Annotated in this window: 16 protein-coding genes and 2 pseudogenes; 5 read left to right on the forward strand and 13 right to left on the reverse strand. The window is 56.8% G+C overall.

Translation table 11 applies throughout. The features are described 5' to 3' along the window. Positions 1-209: 209 nt before the first annotated feature. The 12 genes and pseudogenes from WS75_RS31475 to WS75_RS03840 form a co-directional block, all read right to left on the reverse strand. Positions 210-413 (reverse strand): annotated as a pseudogene (locus WS75_RS31475) (transposase); the annotation flags it as partial. Positions 414-507: 94 nt separating this feature from the next. Beyond that, complete coding sequence (locus WS75_RS03790; protein WP_082729498.1) at positions 508-1,185, reverse strand: carboxymuconolactone decarboxylase family protein; 678 nt, start codon at positions 1,183-1,185, stop codon at positions 508-510. Positions 1,186-1,214: 29 nt separating this feature from the next. Further along, a complete protein-coding gene (locus WS75_RS03795; RefSeq protein ID WP_059679222.1) occupies positions 1,215-1,973 on the reverse strand; it encodes an SDR family NAD(P)-dependent oxidoreductase in 759 nt (252 codons plus the stop codon). Next, complete coding sequence (locus tag WS75_RS03800) at positions 1,970-2,866, reverse strand: SDR family NAD(P)-dependent oxidoreductase (RefSeq protein ID WP_059679223.1); 897 nt, start codon at positions 2,864-2,866, stop codon at positions 1,970-1,972. The genes WS75_RS03795 and WS75_RS03800 overlap by 4 nt, the downstream gene beginning before the upstream one ends. A gap of 101 nt (positions 2,867-2,967) precedes the next feature. Continuing rightward, positions 2,968-4,920: an oxidoreductase gene (locus WS75_RS03805; RefSeq protein ID WP_059679224.1), complete on the reverse strand. Its 1,953-nt coding sequence runs from the start codon at positions 4,918-4,920 to the stop codon at positions 2,968-2,970. 28 nt (positions 4,921-4,948) lie between these two features. Continuing rightward, positions 4,949-5,701 carry an SDR family NAD(P)-dependent oxidoreductase gene (locus WS75_RS03810; protein ID WP_059679225.1) on the reverse strand — a complete coding sequence of 251 codons (753 nt, stop codon included), beginning with the start codon at positions 5,699-5,701 and terminating at the stop codon, positions 4,949-4,951. Positions 5,702-5,793: 92 nt separating this feature from the next. Next, positions 5,794-7,071 carry a spinster family MFS transporter gene (locus tag WS75_RS03815; RefSeq protein WP_059679226.1) on the reverse strand — a complete coding sequence of 426 codons (1,278 nt, stop codon included), beginning with the start codon at positions 7,069-7,071 and terminating at the stop codon, positions 5,794-5,796. 291 nt (positions 7,072-7,362) lie between these two features. Beyond that, positions 7,363-8,157: an enoyl-CoA hydratase/isomerase family protein gene (locus WS75_RS03820; RefSeq protein ID WP_059679227.1), complete on the reverse strand. Its 795-nt coding sequence runs from the start codon at positions 8,155-8,157 to the stop codon at positions 7,363-7,365. Positions 8,158-8,218: 61 nt separating this feature from the next. Continuing rightward, on the reverse strand, positions 8,219-9,304 hold the full coding sequence (locus tag WS75_RS03825; RefSeq protein ID WP_257129316.1) for an acyl-CoA dehydrogenase family protein: 1,086 nt from the start codon (positions 9,302-9,304) through the stop codon (positions 8,219-8,221). Positions 9,305-9,318: 14 nt separating this feature from the next. Continuing rightward, positions 9,319-10,509, reverse strand: a complete 1,191-nt coding sequence (locus WS75_RS03830) for an acyl-CoA dehydrogenase family protein (protein ID WP_059679229.1) — start codon at positions 10,507-10,509, stop codon at positions 9,319-9,321. Positions 10,510-10,565: 56 nt separating this feature from the next. Further along, positions 10,566-11,666: a phosphotransferase family protein gene (locus WS75_RS03835; protein ID WP_082729486.1), complete on the reverse strand. Its 1,101-nt coding sequence runs from the start codon at positions 11,664-11,666 to the stop codon at positions 10,566-10,568. Positions 11,667-11,720: 54 nt separating this feature from the next. Then, positions 11,721-12,980 carry an acyl-CoA dehydrogenase family protein gene (locus WS75_RS03840; protein WP_082729487.1) on the reverse strand — a complete coding sequence of 420 codons (1,260 nt, stop codon included), beginning with the start codon at positions 12,978-12,980 and terminating at the stop codon, positions 11,721-11,723. Positions 12,981-13,246: 266 nt separating this feature from the next. Between WS75_RS03840 and WS75_RS03845 the strand changes: the two genes are divergently transcribed. The 5 genes and pseudogenes from WS75_RS03845 to WS75_RS33285 all read left to right on the forward strand — a co-directional run. After that, the gene (locus WS75_RS03845) at positions 13,247-13,927 is read left to right on the forward strand and encodes a carboxymuconolactone decarboxylase family protein (RefSeq protein WP_059679231.1); all 681 of its coding nucleotides are present in this window, start codon (positions 13,247-13,249) and stop codon (positions 13,925-13,927) included. 19 nt (positions 13,928-13,946) lie between these two features. Further along, positions 13,947-14,978 carry an NADP-dependent oxidoreductase gene (locus WS75_RS03850; RefSeq protein WP_059679304.1) on the forward strand — a complete coding sequence of 344 codons (1,032 nt, stop codon included), beginning with the start codon at positions 13,947-13,949 and terminating at the stop codon, positions 14,976-14,978. 24 nt (positions 14,979-15,002) lie between these two features. Further along, the gene (locus WS75_RS03855; protein WP_059679232.1) at positions 15,003-17,099 is read left to right on the forward strand and encodes a 3-hydroxyacyl-CoA dehydrogenase NAD-binding domain-containing protein; all 2,097 of its coding nucleotides are present in this window, start codon (positions 15,003-15,005) and stop codon (positions 17,097-17,099) included. 39 nt (positions 17,100-17,138) lie between these two features. Beyond that, a complete protein-coding gene (locus tag WS75_RS03860) occupies positions 17,139-18,341 on the forward strand; it encodes an acetyl-CoA C-acyltransferase (RefSeq protein WP_059679233.1) in 1,203 nt (400 codons plus the stop codon). A gap of 183 nt (positions 18,342-18,524) precedes the next feature. Further along, positions 18,525-18,869: pseudogene (locus tag WS75_RS33285) on the forward strand (transposase); the annotation flags it as partial. On the opposite strand, the gene WS75_RS03865 reads toward WS75_RS33285, so the two are convergent. Further along, positions 18,866-19,882 carry an IS481 family transposase gene (locus WS75_RS03865; RefSeq protein ID WP_059679305.1) on the reverse strand — a complete coding sequence of 339 codons (1,017 nt, stop codon included), beginning with the start codon at positions 19,880-19,882 and terminating at the stop codon, positions 18,866-18,868. The pseudogene WS75_RS33285 and the gene WS75_RS03865 sit on opposite strands and share 4 nt — an antisense overlap. Between the last annotated feature and the right edge of the window lie 21 nt (positions 19,883-19,903).

Consider the following 19,903-nt stretch of genomic DNA (forward strand, 5'->3'; position numbering starts at 1 on the left):
AGCTGTTGCCATTCTTCGTGATGCTGCGTTGGCGGCGCTTCTTGTCGACGGGTGTTCGGCTGGGCGTGCAGCCCAGCCAGGCCATCGGTCCCGGGCGCATACGCGACCGTAATCGGTTCCTTGTGTACTTCGAGACCGACGGACAGCCTGCGATCGTGCCGCAGGCTCGCCTTCGCACTGAAAATCGGCAGACGTGCTTCGACGGGGGGTTTTGACAGGACATCCTGCAGCGTGGCCGTCCACCGACAGATCCGCCACGAGCCGCTTGAGCGTCGTGTCGCTGATCCCCTCATACGGCAGACCTCCGCGCCCGGCGTGCCCAGGTCGGCCTGCTTCAACGCATAGGCGATCTGTTCGTCGGTGAACTTGCGCTTCTTTACGGGATGACCTCGTCGTCTCGGCGACAGCGCCATGCCGGAATTTTCGACTTCAAAAATGGGACAGCTTTGTCGGCCAGGGTCAAACGGCTCGCGAGTGCCCGTGAAACGCTGGCCGCCCGAGCAGCACTTACATTTTGTCCATCTGGGTAGCGCCAACTACCCACGCCGACAGACCGCTGGTCATGACAGCGCAGACCAACGACTCTGCGATTTCGGTATCAGCCGCGCCCGCAGTTTTCGCCCCCTTCATGTGGATGTTCGTCCAGTCGCTGTAGTCTGCCGCGAGGATCGTGACGAGCATCAGTTCCGAATACTTCGCGCCGAGCGGCGTTCCATTGATCGTGCCTTCGCGCATCAGGTAGTAGGCTTCGCTACCGACAGGAAGCAAATCGATTAGCTTGCCCAGCGACGGCGGCATGGCGCCGAAGTAGTTGAGAAAGTTCTGTTCGACTTGACCGGCTTCCACGTCGATGACCGGCATAGCCGCTGCGACAGGTACAACCTGGTACTCGGCGTCCAAGAGAGCCAAGAAGCGCAACGCGGCGCCCTCACCACGGCAACTGCTGAGAATGATACCTGCCGAGCTGGCCTCCTCGTACGTGAGACCCAACTGATGCGCACGCGTCAGTTCACGTTCGGCCATCTCACCATAGCCCTTCGTGTTCGCAGCTACTGCTACGTACAGGGCCTTGATACGCGCCGGAATGGCGCCGTCCGTATTGACGATCTGACGCCACCGCGAATAGCCAGCGAGCGTATAGGGAGCGATTCTACGTAGTAAATTCGAATCCAGAAGCGGGCTCATGCTTTTCATTTCCAATTCGTTCTCCACGGTTACTGGCAAGTCACACCGCCATCGACCACCAACTCGGACCCCGTCATGTAGCCAGACTCATCGCTGGCCAGGAAAAGAAAGGCATTGGCAATGTCCCGTGCCTTGCCAAAACGAGCGAGAGGCGTATGAGCGAGAAACTCTTTAGCGAGTTCCGGTTTTGCGTATGCCGCGGCTGTCAGTGGAGTCTCAACGTGACCCGGATGCACTGAATTGCAGCGCACACCATTACCGGCCTGTGCGCATTCGAGTGCAGTGACCTTGGTCAGCATCCTGACACCCCCCTTAGCTGCGCAGTAGGCGCTCGCGTTGGGGCCTGCCACGATACCGCGCATGGACGACATATTGACGATCGAACCCGAGCCTGACTTGGCCAGCAGAGGCATCATGTACTTCGTGCCCAGGAACACGCTATCGAGGTTCACGACAACGGTTGCCTTCCAGTCTTCATACGAGAGGTTGGCAATCGATTGGAAGCGCCCGAAACCTGCATTGTTGATCAGGACATCCAGTTTGCCGAAACGGCTCACGAGAGTAGTCGCGAGATCCTTCCACGCTTGCTCTGACGTAACGTCAAAGCACGCACTGACACAGTCTCGTCCGATCTCTTGGACCTTGGCAAGTGCCTCGGTCAACAATGGTCCGTTGCGGTCAGCGAGGACCACAACGGCCCCCTCTTCAGCGAACCGTTGTGCCGTAGCAAAGCCAATACCGGAAGCCGCGCCTGTTACGAGTGCAACCTTATTGGCGAGTCGGCTCATTGGGCTTTCATATCCCCGCTTCGAATATCACGCTTCGTCATTTCCAGCAGCGTGGCGAATTGCGGATTTTCACGATTCTGAATAGCCACATGACGCTCCTTGATTGCCTCATCGAACGCCGTAGTCGTAATCGCGTACAGCTGATTCGCACGGATAGCATCGACCACGATGCCCGCGACCTCAGCAGGCGAAAGGGCACCGCTGTACATCTTGTCTGCCACGGCCTTCAACTCTTGCGTCTCGTCGAGCGCTCCGCCTTCCGGTTGCAGTTCTTTCGGACGGTTGCGTTCCGACTGATAGATCTTCGTGTTGACGAGGCCCGGAATCAGGGCCGTCACGCCGATCTTCGAATCACGCTCCTTCAGCCCCGCATACAGCCCTTCAGTGATGCGCAGAGCCGCATGCTTGGCTGCACCGTACGCCACCGATGCGGAACCGCTGACGATACTTGCGACCGACGCCGTGACGACGATATGACCTTCCGTGCCCTGTTCAAGCATGCGAGGAACAAAGCTACGGATGCTGTTGACGACGCCCATCATGTTTACGTCGAACGACCACTTCCAGTCCTCGATCGGGTATTCCCACACGGGGCGATAGCGACCTGACGGAACGACGCCTGCGTTGGCACACAGGACATCGATCGAACCGAACGTATCGACAGCGGCCTGAGCCAAGGCTTCGACTTGATCACCCTTCGTCACATCCGTTCGAACGGCAAGCGCCTGATGCCCAGCGTCTTTCACGGCTTGCGCAACCCGTTCAGCTTCTGCTTCGTTGACGTCGGCGACAACCACTTTCGCGCCTTCGTTGGCAAAGCGCCAACAGAGTGCTTCACCGATGCCCGAACCACCACCCGTAACTACCACGACTCGACCTTCGAAGGATTGCATTCTATTCTCCAGGTATCAAGCTGTTCCCAGCCATCTGATACTAATTCGATAATTATTTCAATTGAGGTGGCGATTTCGCCCCGCCGACAGCCCTGGTCGAGCTACAAGCTCAAGCCGAGACGCTGACCTTCCAACATTGCGTGTGACACACGACGCGGACTGACACAATCACCGATGGCGTGCACTTCCATGGCAGATTCTTCGAGTGCGTCGATCAGAGCACTACGTGAAGTGCGGCCCGTCTGAATGACTACGAGTTCGCATTCATATTCCGTCGTTTCGCCAGAGCCGCCATTCATTAACGAAACACCCTTCTCGGTAATGCCATCTAAAATAGAAAGCACTCGATACTCAGTTCCACCACTACCCAGACGGGCGATCAAAGGCCCGATACTCTCGGTGGGAATCTGTCCTGCGACGCTCGCACCCGGGCTGGCGATCGTGACTTTCCACCCCGCGTTCATCAGCGCTTCCGCCACTCCGTACGTCCACCAGAATGCCGAGCCATCGTCAATAACGGTCACTCGTCTCTCACCATGAGGCGCAGGTATATCTTGATCGAGAACTTCGAACCATGTCTTGACGTGCGGGCCAGACTGCTCGTCCGACAACGGGTTCGGCTGCGAGCCTGTAGCAATAACAACGACGTCAAATCCTTCCAGTTCGGAAGCCGATTCAATGCGGCGGTTTAGCTCGACCGTGACGCCGAGTCGGCGAATCTCGCTTTGCAGATAATCGATGAGATTTCGCAGATCGCTACGGCCCGGTAACGACGCAGCGTAGAGGAACAGACCACCGAGCCCATCCGTTGCTTCAAAAATGGTGACCTGATGACCACGGTCAGCCGCCACGCGCGCGGTTTCAAGCCCGGCAGGACCACCGCCGATAATCGCGATCCTGCGCTTGCGCAGCGGGCCTTTGATGGCGAATTCAGGTACCAGTTCACGGCCGGCTCGAGGATTCACTGCGCAGTGAAGATGCGGCGAGAATGCACGACATTCCTGATTCAGACCAACGCATGGACGGATACGCTCGGATTGTCCCGCACGTGCCTTTGTGACCCAGTCGGCATCCGCAATGAATGCTCGCGCCATACCGATCATGTCTGCCTGACCTTCAGCGAGCACCTTCTCTGCGATCTCAGGGCTATTGATCCGCTGCCCGACAATCACCGGCAAGCCCGTCGCCTGACGAATCAAACCGGCTGCACGCGCTGCAATAGCCTTGGGCTGCGTTGCATCCTTCACGTAGAGGCCGCGCGTACCCATCGTAATACTCAGGTAATCCGTCAGTCCGTCAGCGGCAATAAGTTTGCCAATCTGCACTGTGTCGGGGATTTCCATCCCGTCAGCGATTTCCTCGGAAGCGCTAAGACGCAGACCGAGCATGAATTCTTCACCACAGTGCTTGCGGATCGACCCGATGACCATCCGCAGAAAACGCATACGATTTTCGAGCGAGCCGCCCCAGCGATCATCACGGAAATTCGTCGCCTCGGACAGGAACTGTCCGACGAGATAGCCGTGCGCCCCATGAATCTCTACACCGTCGTGCCCCGTAGCCTTGAGGTTGGCTGCGGAGATACCGAAATCTTCCACGATCTCAAGAATCTCTTTCTCACTGAGTTTCTTGGGACCATACGGGTCGCGCGGGCTACGGACAGCCGAAGGAGCAAGCGGTGCGTTCTCGAACTCCCCACCGATCGTTTCACGTCCAAGGTGCAGGATTTGACCGACGATTTTCGTGCCATGCTTATGCACCGCATCGACGCGCTTTTGCATGGATTCGAAAACGGCCGGGTCGTAAGGGGCAACGAGCTTTCCCGAACGAATGTACGACGTACGAGACACTACGGCAGCGCCCGTGATAATCATTGCCAGACCAGACCTTGCGCGCTCTTCATAGTATGCAATGTCAGCATCCATGATCGCGCCGCCTTTGATCATCGATGTGCCATGCGGCAGGGCTACGAGTCGATTTTGAAGCTCGACTTTGCCGATCTTGAACTTTTCGAAGAGTCGCGGAAAAGCCTGGGATTGTTTTTCGCACGCCATGTTCCTGTCCCCAATTTTAGTAAACGACTCAGAGCACGGATGCGCCACCATCGACGGTAAGCTCGGTACCCGTCGTATACGACGAGTCGTCAGATGCGAGATATAGCGCGGCGTTAACGACTTCAGGCGTTCGACCCATACGCCCAAGAGGAATACGCGAGAGGCGCCTGTTCATCGTCTCATCGTTCGGGAACGTAGCTCGGAGCATAGGTGTATCAATCGGGCCGGGGTGAATCGAATTGCAGCGAATGCCATCCTTCGCATATTGAGCGGCTGTCGTCTTCGTGAATATCAAAACAGCACCCTTGGAAGCCGCGTATGCCGCTTCCATATGAGTCCATTGTCCGAGTGCCGCAATCGATGATACGTTCACGATGGAACCGGAGCCGGCTTTACGCATTTCGGGTATGGCAATCTTCGTACCGAGAAACACGCCGCGCGCATTCACCGCCATCACCTGATCCCACTCTTCTACGGTACGCTCCTCGATCGGAACAACCTTTGGAACGATGCCTGCGTTGTTGACCAGGATGTCAAGCTTCCCGAAATGATCAATGGCGTCCTGAACCGCGAGTTTCCATTCAGCTTCGTTGGTGACGTCAAGCCTTGCATGCCTGGCAATACCGCCGTTCTCGATAATCTCATCCACCACATCCGAGCCATCAAGCACGTCAGCCACGAGCACTTTTGCACCCTGCCGTGCAAACACTCGTGCCATCTCAGCACCAAGACCCCTTGCTGCACCGGTGATCAGTGCGACCTTGCCGATAAGCTTTCTCATTCTCTACGTCCGAATTCACGTTAAATTAGCTTTGCACCAAGCGGATCACGCTGTGTCACGGTGAGAGCGACGCAGCGTGTTTCACTCAGTACTTAAACTACCGCTTCCTTGACCAGCTCCTTGTTCAAAATTTCGTTAGGAAGCTGTACCGAACTACGCCAAAACATGAATGCTGAAACCAACGACGCGCACACCGTAACGCAAATCGCATAGCCCAGCCCTTGAACGCCATAGGCCGCTGTGAATCTGTCGCTCAAGAAGCCGGTAACGAGAGGCCCGAGCCCCAAGCCGATCAGCGACACGACGAGCGTCAGCACGCCAGACGTAAAGCCGCGAATGCTGGCGGGCATCATCTGGTGAGCAACCGCCACGATAGGACCGTAGTAGACGAGCATCATCGTCATCGTGATCGCGCCAAGCGCCATCGATACGACGTGCGACGGCACGAGGTACTGGACGATTGCAATCGGCACCATGATGAACTGCGAAATTGCGATGACGCGCGGGCGACTGCGAACATCCTTCGAACCAAAATAGTCAGCAAGTCTCGCACCGGCATAAATGCCGATAGCGGAGCCGATACCGTTCGCGAGTGCCAGATAGTACGAAACGGTCGATAGCGGCACGTGGTGGACGCGCACGTAGAACATAGCGTTCCACGAGTTAACCGAGTACCACGTCCACGCATGAAAACCGCCCGCAAGAACAAGCCAACGATAGGCCCGCTTGCTCCACAGGATTTTCAGCGCTTCCGCGGTGGACGGTGCCGGCGCCTTCGCTACCTCGACTGGATCGAACGTCCCGCGCTTCGGTTCCTTGGCGAACCACATAAAAGGGACGACGATCAGGCCAGACAGACCGATAACCGTAAATGCTTCACGCCACCCGACGTTCGTCACCAACCAACCCGCGCTGGAGTAACCCAGAAGGATACCCACGGGCAGCGACAAGCCGAAGATTGCGATCGCCGTTGCTCGCTTATTAGGCGGATACAAGTCCGAGATGATTGAATGCGATGCCGGGATTGACCCGGCTTCTCCGACAGCGACGCCGATACGGAAACCCAGGAGCGACCCGAAGCTGGTTGCAATACCCGTAAGTGCCGTGAAACCCGTCCAGACCGTCAACGCGCCTGCCACGAGACGACGACGTTGCCAGTAGTCAGCCAGACGTCCGATTGGCACACCGAGTACCGCGTAGAAGATCGCGAAAGCCAGACCGGTGAGCATGCCCAGCTGAGCATCGGTCAAGCCCAGTTCCTTCTTGATAGGGATTTGCAGGATAGAAAGAATCGTGCGGTCTACGTAGTTGAATACCGACACTATAAACAGCAAGAAAAGAATGTACCTGCGTTGGGCTGCACTAACCATTATTTTCCTCCAGGAAAAACATATGTGATTCGCCGCGTACTTTATTCGCACTTGTCTCGTATACACAGACGAACATACCTAAGTAGCCCACAGTATCTCCCTATGCCTCAAACTGATTAATTTTTCCGCATTTCCGGAGCGAAACGCATTGCTTTTTGCTCTACGCGTCTCCAATCGTGGTCGAGCGAAACCTCATAGGCTATCTCTACTTGAGCCTCGCGGATCCTTTAATATCTTTCATGGCAGGATCTTTATATCGTGTCGCGATTTTTCGGATTACCGAACTACCGCTCATGATCCTGTAAACAACGGCACGCGCCGCTGCTGAAAAGCAAGGACACCTTCCTTGAAGTCATTGGTTGCCGCACATTCCCGGAAACCCAGATGCTCCGCTTCGAGCTGTGAATTCAGGTTTCGATCGAACGAATTTCTAATTAGCCGTTTAATGACGCCAAACGACTTTGTAGGCCCATTAGCGAGTCGATCTGCGAGGCGCATGGTCTCTGGTGCGAGTTCAGCCCTGGGAACGACACGATAGACCAGACCCAGACGATGCGCTTCCAGCGCATCGAAAGTCTCGGAGAGCAACGCGATTTCCATGGCCTTATGCAGCCCCACTGCGCGAGGCAGCGACCAGGAACCGCTTACGTCCGGGCTGGCTCCGATGTTCGAGTACGCCATATTGAACTTCGTGTTGTCCGCAGCAAGCACCAGGTCACAGGCAAGGGCCAGACTCACTCCAGCCCCTGCGACTGCGCCGTGAACACTGCCGATCACCGGTGCCGACATCCGAGAGAGGATAGTCACAGCCTCGTTCAGCGGCTTAATCAATGCGTCGGCAACTTCGGCAGCATGATCGAGGTCTTCAGTGAATTCAGCGAGATCGCCGCCAGCCATGAACGCCTTGCCCTCTCCGCGCACGACAACACAGCGAACGCCTGGATCGCCGGCAACCCGTCGGCATGCAGAGAGGAAATCGGTCGCCAGTTGTACGTTCGCCGAATTCAACACCGGTGGGCGATTCAATACGATTTCGACAATCGCACCAGAACGATTCACGTGCACCGCTGCATTACTTTCACTCATTGCGCCACTCCTTACTCACAAAACAATGCCCGCTTATAATTCGAACGGCGGCATTGGTGATTTAGTTCAGTCCCTTACTGTCAGCCAACGTCAACTGAACAAAATTTTCGAAATGGCGATCCAGACTACCGAGCAAAGCAGCGTTGACGATCAGGCGACGAAAATAATGGCTCACATCAAGTTCTTCGGTAATTCCGATACCGCCGTGCATCTGGACAGCTTCATTACCCACTATGCGAGCGGCTCTCCCGATATACGCCCTTGCTCCACTGATGATCCGAGTTCTGTCTGCGCGGGGCTGATCCATTGATAGCCTTGCAGCATTTGTCAGCGCCCCAACTTCTTGCTGAATCATGTACATGTCAGCCATACGATGCTGAAGTGCCTGATTAGTGCTCAGGGCCTTGCCGAATTGCTTGCGCACCTTCAAGTAATTACCAGTAGCGTTCACCAGAGCCGTGACAATACCGAAAGTTTCACCGCAGAGCGCTACGACGGCCTCATCCGCGACATCAGCGAGTACGGCCTCTACTCTCGCACCGTTGTTGTCAGTACCCAGTCGCTGCGCGACGACGCGTTGAAAGTCGACTGACGCAGCACCTCGTCCATCGACCAGCCGATAGTTCTTGCGAACGCAGTCCACTGCTTCTACTACGTAAACCTGAACCTCGCCGTCCGCATTGACTGCCGGTACGATGAACTTGTCAGCCACGTCGCCATGCAACACCATAGGTGCCGTACCAGTCAGCCGATTGTCCGGTGCAGTCAGCCACTGCGAACGCGGAGTTCCGAGGTCGAGTACGGCGAGCTTTACCGACCCGTCGATCAGCGTCGGAAGAATCCGATCCCTCTGCTCCGCGCCACCCAACAGGGACACCAATCGCGTACCGATGACAGCACTCGACAGAATTGGCTCCATCAGCAGCCGATAGCCGACGACTTCCATGAGCGGACCGAGTGTAGTCGCGTCAGCATCGAGACCTCCCAGGTCTTCTCCGAGCGTTAGCGCCAGCCAGCCGAATTCAGCGTAGTCTTTCCACGCTCCCTCGCTATAACTCTGATTCCCCTTAAGCAGAGCGTGACGCTTCTGGAAGTCGTAGTTATCGGTCGTATAGCGCTCGATACTCTCACTGAGCAGAGCGAGCATTTCGTGGTCTGCACTCATAATCCGAGAACGGTCTTGGCAATAATATTGCGTTGAATTTCCGATGCACCACCGAAGATCGTAGCGGCACGGTTGTAAAAGTGATCTTTAAGCACACCAGCCGCATCGTCAGGGCCAATCGGCGGTGCCATGCCCGTGTGCAGCGCCTCGATATCGAACGGAAGTCCTTCCACACCGAGCGCTTCGACCGTAGCTTCCGCGACATGCTGGTACAGTTCCGATGACCGGATTTTGATCAACGAGGCCTCGCCGCCGTTCTCTGTACCGTTCATCATCGCTTCAACGGACTGATATGCAACCTGTTCGAGCGCCATGAATCGCAGCTCAAATTCACCGATGCGATGACGCATGAGCGGGTTTTCGAAGTTTCCGCTCTCTGTTGCCGCGATCTTAAGTCGATCCAATGCGTGGCGAACCATGCCGACAGTCGCGCCTGCCGTGCGCTCATTCTTGAGCAGGAACTTGGCATACGTCCATCCCTGCCCTTCAGCACCGACCAAGTTCTCGACAGGTACGCGAACGTTTTCCAACCACACTTCATTCACGTGATGATAGCCATCCATCGTGTCGATAGGCTTGACCGTCACCCCTTCACCTTTCATGTCGACGAGCAGGAATGAAATGCTGCTTTGTGCCTTGGTTTGAGCGTCGCCGGTACGCACGAGGCAAAACAGCCAATCGGCCCATTGCGCGTACGTCGTCCACACTTTTTGACCATTGACGACATAAACATCGCCGTCACGAACTGCCGTCGTGCGCAAACCTGCCAAGTCCGAGCCTGCGCCCGGCTCGGAGTAGCCCTGCGCCCAGAAATCCACGTTGTTGACGATTCGCGGCAGGAATCGTGCTTTCTGTTCCGGCGATCCGTACTTGTAGATGACAGGTCCGACATATTTGACACCAAACGGAATCACCCACGGGCAACCCAATCGCGCAAACTGATCCTCGAAGGTAAAGCGTTCGAGCGGAGACCAGTCTTGCCCGCCGTACTCTGCGGGCCAGTGCGCCGTCCCCCAATTCTTCTTCTGCAACAATCTCATCCAGCAAAGATAGTCCTCTTTACTTAATACCTGGTGACGTCGGGACCGATCAAGAAGATCGGCAGGCATCTCGCTCTTACAGAATTCATGTATCTGCGCACTGAGTGCCTGAGCGCGCACGCGTGCGGATTTGATCGTATCGTCCATATGATCGTCGCAAAATTGAATCGATAGCGGCCTGTCAGCGACCTCCGATGATTCGATTACACAGCCCCGCCAGCGAGCGCGAAATCCCATGCAGCTTTAGCCAGCGGTTTAATCAACTTCGTCACCGTATCCGCATGAGCAGATGAAGCATTGCCTTGCAAAGCCCGTTGGGCCACGCCTTGCAGAATCGCAGCGACACGGAACAGGTTGTATGCCTTGTAGAAATCGAGGTTGCCTTCGATCTTGAATCCGGTACGTTCGCAATAGCGCTCGACGTACTGTTCAAAACTGGGAATACCCAAGGCCTGTAACGCTGCGCCGTTCAGCGTCCCGCGCGCGTCGACGCCATGCGGCCTGTACCACTCCATCGTGTGATACATCAGATCGCCCATCGGGTGTCCGATGGTCGACAGTTCCCAATCGAGAACAGCAACTACACGCGGCTCGGTCGGATGAATCAGCAGGTTGTGGAACGAGAAGTCACCGTGAGCAATACACGAGCGCCGATCGTCAACTGAGACCTGACCAGGCAACCACGCGATCAGCCTGTCCATTTCCGGAATGTCTTCCGACTTGGAAGCTTCGTACTGGGTCGACCAACGGGAGATCTGACGCGAGAAGTAATTGCCAGGACGACCGTAGTCCGTCAGACCGATCTTGTTGTAGTCGATCGAGTGTAATCGTGCGAGTGTTTCGTTCGCGGAATCGTAGATCGCCGCACGGTCTTCTCGACTGACGTCTGGCATTTTGCAATCCCAGAAAGTGCGTCCGGCCACGAATCGCATGACATAGAACATGCTCCCGATAATACTGTCGTCGTCGCAAATCACCAGCGCCTGAGGGACGGGAATACCGTCCGCGCCCGAAAGCGCCTTGATGATTCGAAACTCTCTGTCCACCGCGTGCGCCGACTTCAGCAGCACACCTTCCGGCTTACGGCGTACGACATACTTTCCGCTCGGCGTTTCCAGCAAAAAAGTAGGATTGGACTGACCGCCCTCAAATTGCTTCACGATCATCGGGCCGCGAAATCCGGGGATCATGTCGCTCAAATACGTCGCAAGCCGCGCTTCATTAAAGCGACTGCTTTCACGAACTGAACCGACTTCACCGATGTAGCGCTTAGGCTCAACAGCTTGCGTTTCCTGGGAACTCAATCTTGTGGCCCTCTATAGCTGTATGAAAACGAGACCCATAGGCATTGCCTTCGATTATTTCGAGTACGCGAGGATATCGCTGTACTGGTGGCCTTCATGCTTCTTGAATTCGAGACGAGCAACGGCACGACAATGCACTTCGTCAGGACCGTCGGTAAGACGCACGATACGCGTATTGGCGTACATCTCGGCCAAGCCGAAGTCCTGGGACACACCACCACCGCCGTGAGCTTGAATTGCCATATCAATGATGCGTTCAGCGACTTGCGGAGCGATGACCTTGATCATTGCAATCTCGCCTTGCGCCGCCTTGTTGCCTACGGTGTCCATCATGTGTGCCGTCTTCAGGCACAGCAGGCGAACCATTTCGATATCGATTCGTGCGTGCGCGATACGCTCTTCCCAAATCGAGTGTTCGTGAATGCGCTTGCCGAATGCTTCTCGTGACATCAGACGGATGACCATGCGCTCGAGCGCGACTTCAGCTGAAGCAATCGTGCGCATGGCGTGGTGAATACGACCCGGCCCGAGGCGACCTTGCGCAATTTCGAAGCCGAACCCTTCACCCACGAGCATGTTTTCTGAGGGCACGCGAACGTTATCGAGAACGACTTCGAAGTGGCCGTGCGGCGCGTGGTCGTAACCAAAGACGTTCAGGTGACGCACGAGGGTCACGCCGGGCGTTCCGACTGGCACGAGAATCATCGACTGCTGGCGATAGGCCGAAGCCTCAAGGTCAGTCTTGCCCATCACGATGAAGAATCCGCACTTCGGATGGCCGGCGCCCGACGACCACCACTTGCGACCGTTGATCACGTACTCGTCGCCATCGCGCCTGATTTGCGTCTGGATGTTGCGCGCATCCGACGACGCGACAGCAGGCTCCGTCATCAGGAAAGCCGAACGCGTGAGACCGTCACGCAGCGGAATCATGAATTGTTCCTTTTGCTTCGGCGTGCCATAGCGATGCAAGACTTCAAAGTTGCCCGTATCCGGGGCCATGCAGTTGAACACCTCGGAAGCAAACGAGACACGCCCCATGAGTTCCGCAATCGGTGCGTACTCTACGTTGGTCAGACCAACGCTCGTGAAGTACTCGTCGTCATGGCTCGACGGAGGCATGAAGATGTTCCATAGGCCTGCGGCTCTGGCCTTGGTTTTGAGTTCTTCGAAGATGGCCGGCGTTTCCTTCCAGCGATCCATCTTCGCGTGCTGTTCGTGATACGTGGGGATCGCCGGGTACACATACTCGTTCATGAAAGCTTCGACACGGCCATACCACTCTTTCGATTTTTTCGATTGTTCGAAATTCATCTAAGACTCCCTAAGACAACATTCACGACATGCACACTCACTGTCTACGACGCGTAAGGGGCGCACCATCTCGTACTTTCCATTGGCCCGAGAGTACTCGACCGACTGGTCGGGCGTCAACCGTGGTCGCGCAGAATTTCTCGAAAAAATGACCAACCTAGGGTTACTGATTAGGGCTCGCCTGGGGTTGACGCCCGACCAGTCGGTCGATAGCATGGATATGCCGTTCTTCGTCACTTCCGTAGACCTCCACCCGAGTAAACTTCATGGCCGCGAACCCACTGATCGAATCGGAACTGCTGCGTGAAATCGCTCCCTACACGCTGTCGGGCTACCAACTGTTCCGCGACATCGTAGAGACCGATGGCGCGATTCCTGCGAAATTCAAGACCCTGTTCGTCGCTGTCGCTGCAGTCAACAAGGGCTACATCGACGTTGCCCGCCGCGCGCTCTCTATCGCGCACGAACGCGGCTTGACTAAAAAAGAAGCCGTCTCGGGATTGATTCTCCTGAGCAGCCTTCGCGGTGAAGGTGCGGCGCTCGCATATCAGGGCGTGGTCAACGACGTGTATCCGCGCGATCGCGCGAGCCCGGTTGCTGACTATGAGCGCCAGGTCGTCGCGTCGGGCGAGGCCGAGGCCGATTTCAAGCAGTACTTCGGCACGATTCCCGACCCGCTTCAGAAGATGCTTGATTTGTCGCCCAAGGGTGCGGACGCGTACTACCTGATGCGCAAGGGCACGATCTACTGCAACACCATCGAGCCGAAATACGCGGAACTGTGCCTCGTCGCCGTGCTCGCGTCTGACTACAGCTCGATGGTTGCGCGCCATATCGGTGCAGCTCGTGCCGCCCAGGCTACGGACACTGAACTCGCCGAAGCAATTCTCTGCTCCGTTCCTTCTTCAGGTATCGCTGCCGTAATGGGTGCTGCCGCATACCTCTGACATACCTCGGGGGTCGGTAATGAAAAACAGAAACTGGATCCTGGCTAACCGTCCGCAAGGCGCTCTCAAGCCGGGCGACTTGACACGCGAAGACCGAGAAATTCCGGTTCCCGGGAACGGTGAAGTGCTGGTACGCGTTCTGTATCTTGCTATGGACCCTGCAATTCGCGGATTCCTGAATGCGTCGGGCAACTACACGGCACCGTTGCCGCTGGGAGCACCCGTGCGCGGAATCATGCTTGGACAAGTCGTGGGAGCGGGGCCGTTTTCCGACCTCGGTGAAGGTCAGTTTGTATGGGGCTTCGGTACCTGGAGCGATTACGTTGTCGCGCCTGCATCACAGTTCTACGCCATAGAAGCAGACGCCGATTCCGATCTCGCGTCTTTTACGCACGTGCGGGGCACGATTGGCCTGACTGCCTATTACGGCCTTCTTGACGTTGGCGATTTCAAACCCGGAGATGCCGTGCTTGTCTCCGGCGCAGCCGGGGCAGTCGGCTCACTGGTAGGCCAAATCGCGAAGATTAAAGGTGCGTCCCGCGTCGTCGGCATTGCCGGTGGCACAGCCAAATGCCAACGCGCAGTCGATGACTACGGCTATGACGTGTGTATCGACTACCGTTCTTGCATCGATCTGAACGCCGAGCTTGGCATGGTCATCCCCGAGGGGATTGATCTGCTGTTCGAGAACGTTGGCGGCTCGATATTTGAAGCATCGCTTAACAACCTGGCGCGGAATGCGCGGATCGCAATTTGCGGCATGATCAGCCGCTACAACGCCTCCAACGCCGAACCTGGACCGTCGAATCTTTGGAACCTCGTCGTCAAGACCGCGCAAGTTCGCGGCTTTCTCGTCAGCTCCATTCTCGGAGACAGAGCGCGGACGAGTGCGATGCTGAAGTCCATCAACGAATGGATCGCCGACGGCCGGTTGAAATGTGACATTGATATCCGATATGGGTTCGAGACTGTACCGGATGTCTACAACTGCCTCTTCACTGGAGCACACAAAGGCCGCTTGATCGTCAAAATCGCGGACCCCGTGCGCTAGCCCCTCTACCTCCAAAGAACGCTCATGTCCTACGTTACCTACTCGAAGTCGAACGGTATTGCTGTCGCTACGATCGACAACCCGCCCATCAATGCCCTGAGCATCGGCGTGCGTCGCGATCTCTTGGACGCTATCGAACGCGCGCAAGTTGAAGACGACGTACAAGCACTGATCATTGCATGCGCCGGCCGTACGTTCGTTGCAGGCGCTGATATCAGCGAGTTCGGCAAGCCGTACGAAGAACCGTCGCTGTACAAGATTCTCGATGCATTGGGAAAGCGTTCCAAGCCGACTATTGCAGCCATTCATGGGACGGCACTGGGCGGCGGTCTCGAACTCGCTCTCTCGTGCACGTGGCGCGTGGCCCGGTCGAATGCCCAGATCGGGCAGCCCGAGGTGAAGCTCGGTTTGATGCCTGGCGGCTACGGTACGCAGTGGTGGCTCCGGCTCGCCGGGCCTCAAGTTGCGCTGGACGTTTCGACGTCAGGCAATCCCGTGTCCGTCGAGCAAGCACACGAATGGGGCGTGATCGATCATCTCGTTACCGACCCAAGCGTCGATCTCGTTTCAGCAGCGATAGCCTTCGCACAGGACCTGATTAACCAGGGCACCCTCGCTCGCGACCTGAGCGCGATCAAAGGCCCTGTTAAAGACGTAGACCTCGCCGTATTTGACGCCTATCGTCAGAAGAATCAAAAGAAGTGGCACGGTCTCGTCGCTCCGCAGAAGATTGTCGACGTGCTCGAGGCTTCCTGCGCGTTGACCTTCGACGAGGGCTGCGCACTCGAACAAAAAGCGTTCCAGGCGTGCGAGCACAGCCCTGAAAGCGCGGCCTTGCGTCACCTGTTCTTCGCTGAACGGGAAGCGTCCAAAATCCCCGGCACGGACAACACAACGCTGCTGGATATCAAGTCTGTAGCCGTGATCGGCGCTGGCACGATGGGTCAGGGCATTGCGCAAGCCTGTGCGAGCGCTGGTATGTCCGTCGTCCTCGTAGACCACACGTATGAAGCACTGGAACGCGCCATAGTTGCTATTCAAGGGAACTACGAAACCTCGGTCGCTCGCGGTTCAATGGCACGCGCGAGGGCGGATCGGGCATTCAACCTTATTTCAATCTCCTGCGACCTCGTAGCGGTCTCGAAGAGTGATCTCATTATCGAAGCTGTTTTTGAAGACCTCCACTTAAAACAGAGTGTCTTCAGGGATCTCGATGCTGTAGCCAAGCCTGAAGCTATCTTGGCGACTAATACGTCAACACTCGATATCGATCTGATTGCGAATGTGACGCGTCGGCCGCAGCAGGTTGTCGGCATGCACTTCTTCAGCCCAGCCCACGTGATGAAACTTGTGGAAGTGATCATGGGCTCGCATACCTCGAACGAAGTCTCTGCCACGATACTCACAGTCACGAAAGCCTTGCGCAAAATCGCTGTCTTTGCCGGCAACGAAGCCGGGTTTATCGGCAATCGTATCCTCGGCGCCTATGGCCGCGAAGCCGACTATCTTCTCGAAGAAGGCGCAACGCCGTGGCAAATCGATCGCGTACTCAATCAGTTCGGGTTCCCGATGGGCCTGTTCGCCATGCGTGACATGGCCGGCTTGGACGTGATCTGGCGCATTCGTCAGGAACGGGAACGCAACGGCACGCGCCCTGACTATGAGCGCTACTCCGTGCTCGCTGATCGAATCTGCGAACTTGGTCGATTTGGCCAGAAGACGGGTTGCGGCTATTACCGGTACGAAGGTCGTACAGCGATTCCCTGTCCTGAAATCGAGGCGTTACTCGTCCAGGTTTCGGCCGATGCCGGTATCGAACGCAGCGAGATCTCGGACGAAGAAATCGTCCAACGCATTATGTGCGTCATGGTCAACGAGGGCGCTCGCATCCTAGACTCTCGCACGGCACGGCGCGCAGGCGATATCGATATCGTGTACACCAACGGCTACGGCTTCCCGAGCTATCGCGGCGGCCCTATGTTCTGGGCGCAGCAAACAGGGCTCCAGAAGGTCTACGAAAAGATTCAGGACTATAACCAGCGTTACGGTGATACGTGGCGGCCTGCACAGTCCCTTGCGGAAGCTGCCAAGACGAACCAGTGGCCTGTATATCAAGCGTAACCGTATCCGTATCCATGTATTTAATAGGAGGTACTAATCGTGCGTAACGCTGTAATCGTTTCTGTAGCTCGTACTCCCATCGGCAAGGCATTCCGCGGCGCGTTCAACGATACGACCGGTCCGGCAATGGGTGGCCATGTCGTGAACGTTGCTGTGCAACGAGCTCGCGTCGACGGCGCTGACGTCGACGACGTGATCATGGGCACCGCGCTGCAACAAGGCACGACGGGTTTCAACGTTGCCCGTCAGTCCGCCCTCCGTGCGGGCCTTCCGCACTCCGTTGCCGGCATGACGGTTGATCGTCAATGCGGATCCGGCCTTATGGCTATCGCGACGGCTGCGAAGCAAATCATGTACGACGGGCAGCAGATCGTCGTTGCAGGTGGTGTCGAGTCCGTGTCGCTGGTTCAAAACGAACATTTCAACCAGTTCCAGGTTTTCGATCCCGAACTGCAAAAGACGGTTCCGCAGGTCTACATGCAGATGCTCGAAACAGCTGAAATCGTGAGCACTCGCTACGGTATCAGTCGTGAGCGTCAGGATGAGTATGCTCTGCGCTCACAACAACTGACCGCGCGAGCACAAGCCGAAGGCCGCTTCGACACTGAAATCGCGCCGATGACGACGCAAATGAAAGTCGTTGACAAGGAAACGAAGGAAGTCAGCGTGAGGACCGTGACGCTGACTCACGACGAAGGCAACCGTCCGAGCACCACGCTCCAGGACCTGACGAGCCTCAAGCCCGTGTTCCGTGGTGGTCAACAACTCAAGGAAGGCAACTACATTACGGCAGGCAATGCGTCGCAGCTCTCGGATGGTGCGGCGGCATTGGTCGTCATGGAGGCTGAGGAGGCCGCCAGGCGTGGTCTCAAGCCGCTTGGAGCTTACCGCGGCACGGCAGTCGCCGGTTGCAATCCGGACGAAATGGGTATCGGCCCGGTGTTCGCCATCCCCAAGCTTCTCAAGCAACACAACCTCACGGTGAACGATATCGGCCTCTGGGAACTCAACGAGGCGTTCGCATGCCAGGTTCTGCACTGCCAGGATGTGCTGGGAATTCCAGATGATCGCCTGAACGTGAGCGGCGGTGCGATTGCCGTTGGCCACCCCTACGGTATGTCGGGCGCGCGTATGGCCGGCCATATCCTGATAGAAGGCCATCGCCGTGGTGCAAGGTTCGGCGTAGTCACGATGTGTATCGGCGGCGGGCAAGGCGCGGCCGCGCTGTTCGAGATCTACTGATCTCGGTCCAGCACTATTGACTCAAAGGGGCTTCGGCCTCTTTTTCCTTGTCGCCACGCACGAGTGGAATGACCCGGCGAAACCTGCACATTGCAAAGAGCGTCCTTGTACCACGGCGACGAAGAAACTGAAGTGAACCGCACCGGATTTTGTGGAGGCTCGAACTCTTGAGAGAATCGAGCCATGAACAAGAAGCCAAGCAAGCGTTCCCCGGAAGTCCGGGAGCGCGCAGTGCGTCTGGTACGCGAGCAGCGTAGCGAGCACCCGTCGATGTGGGCAGCGGTCGAATCAATCGCACCGATGATCGGCTACACACCGCAGACGCTGCCGGGTTGGATCAAGCGCGACAAGGTCGCACGTGGAGAGCGCGATGGTGTGAGCACGGCCAAGCGTGAACGCATCAAGGCGCTGGAGCGCGACGTCAAGAGCCGCGCCGGACCAACGAGATTCTCAGCTGGCGAGCGCGTTTTTCGCCCTGGCAGAGTTCGACCGACGTTTCACGTGTGCGATTCGCAGACATCGTTTCACTTTCTTGAAGGCCGTTTCTTTGGCGCGTCGGAACCCGTGGCGCCGATAGGAGACACGGGTTCCGACGCGCGCCGATGATGTTCGCCGAGGATCTTGTCGACCCGCCATTCGCGGTGCCGAATTCGCTCTTTCCGCTCGTCGTACGCACTTTCCACCTCGTCTGCGAGAGGTGTGATTTCACCCAGCTCCGCGATGCGGTCAACAGGAGTCTTTCCACCGAGTGAGCCGTGTGGCCGACGCCAGTTGTAGTCGAACTGCCACTCTTCGATTCGCAAGTCGATTGCCTGCTCTGTCGGGGCATGGTGGAACCAGAACTCGTTCAGGTCAGTAAGCTGCGAGCGTTCAACCTTGCCATTGAGGTGCGGCGAGCGTGGTGGAATTGGCCGGAACTTGATGTACTCGCTCATCAGGCGCCGCTGCACAAATTCAGCGAAGAACTCGCCGCCGCGATCGGTCTGGATACGTTGAATCGGAAACGGCATCTCCTCGATGACACGATCAAGGAAAAGCAGCGTATTTCGGGCATTTCTCCGGGGGTAGACGGCCAGTACGCGAAACCGTGAACAGTCATCGATGGCCGTGTACTGGTAGACGCCTCGCGCAATCTTCATCGTGTCCATCTGGACGCGGTCTCCGGGAACCGGACGACTGTAGCGCCTCGGTTGCGCCGGCCTCCTGGGGCGAACCAACGGCTTCGCGGACGCTTCGCACAGAACCTTATGAATGGTCGCGAGGGATAGTTCTCTTTGCTCGTGCAGACGCAATTCGTTCTGAATCCGCCGTGCCCCCTTGCGCTCAGCCCGCAGGCGAAGAATCGTTGCCCTATCTGCGTCAGAGACCTTTCGATTCGGGCTGGTCAGAGGGCGACGGCTTTGAGAGCGAAGACCGTCCTCTCCCGCCTCCTGGTAGCGGCGCAGCCATTTTCGAAGCGTTGGCCTAGAGATGCCGCAACGCGTGCACACGAGACCGGCGTTGCCGGTCTCGTGATACATGTGGACCCAACGTAATCGCATCGAGATTTCGCGCTCCATCGT

It is taken from the genome of Burkholderia sp. FL-7-2-10-S1-D7 (genome assembly GCF_001524185.1).
In the GTDB taxonomy this organism is placed as follows: Bacteria; Pseudomonadota; Gammaproteobacteria; order Burkholderiales; family Burkholderiaceae; genus Burkholderia; species Burkholderia diffusa.

What these genes read in the sequence shown, in the direction of transcription:
- WS75_RS03790 (WP_082729498.1), bottom strand. Translation starts at nt 1,185, where the DNA reads ATGAGCCCGCTTCTGGATTCGAATTTACTACGTAGAATCGCTCCCTAT.
- WS75_RS03795 (WP_059679222.1), bottom strand. Translation starts at nt 1,973, where the DNA reads ATGAGCCGACTCGCCAATAAGGTTGCACTCGTAACAGGCGCGGCTTCC.
- WS75_RS03800 (WP_059679223.1), bottom strand. Translation starts at nt 2,866, where the DNA reads ATGCAATCCTTCGAAGGTCGAGTCGTGGTAGTTACGGGTGGTGGTTCG.
- WS75_RS03805 (WP_059679224.1), bottom strand. Translation starts at nt 4,920, where the DNA reads ATGGCGTGCGAAAAACAATCCCAGGCTTTTCCGCGACTCTTCGAAAAG.
- WS75_RS03810 (WP_059679225.1), bottom strand. Translation starts at nt 5,701, where the DNA reads ATGAGAAAGCTTATCGGCAAGGTCGCACTGATCACCGGTGCAGCAAGG.
- WS75_RS03815 (WP_059679226.1), bottom strand. Translation starts at nt 7,071, where the DNA reads ATGGTTAGTGCAGCCCAACGCAGGTACATTCTTTTCTTGCTGTTTATA.
- WS75_RS03820 (WP_059679227.1), bottom strand. Translation starts at nt 8,157, where the DNA reads ATGAGTGAAAGTAATGCAGCGGTGCACGTGAATCGTTCTGGTGCGATT.
- WS75_RS03825 (WP_257129316.1), bottom strand. Translation starts at nt 9,304, where the DNA reads ATGCTCGCTCTGCTCAGTGAGAGTATCGAGCGCTATACGACCGATAAC.
- WS75_RS03830 (WP_059679229.1), bottom strand. Translation starts at nt 10,509, where the DNA reads ATGGACGATACGATCAAATCCGCACGCGTGCGCGCTCAGGCACTCAGT.
- WS75_RS03840 (WP_082729487.1), bottom strand. Translation starts at nt 12,980, where the DNA reads ATGAATTTCGAACAATCGAAAAAATCGAAAGAGTGGTATGGCCGTGTC.
- WS75_RS03845 (WP_059679231.1), top strand. Translation starts at nt 13,247, where the DNA reads ATGGCCGCGAACCCACTGATCGAATCGGAACTGCTGCGTGAAATCGCT.
- WS75_RS03850 (WP_059679304.1), top strand. Translation starts at nt 13,947, where the DNA reads ATGAAAAACAGAAACTGGATCCTGGCTAACCGTCCGCAAGGCGCTCTC.
- WS75_RS03855 (WP_059679232.1), top strand. Translation starts at nt 15,003, where the DNA reads ATGTCCTACGTTACCTACTCGAAGTCGAACGGTATTGCTGTCGCTACG.
- WS75_RS03865 (WP_059679305.1), bottom strand. Translation starts at nt 19,882, where the DNA reads ATGCGATTACGTTGGGTCCACATGTATCACGAGACCGGCAACGCCGGT.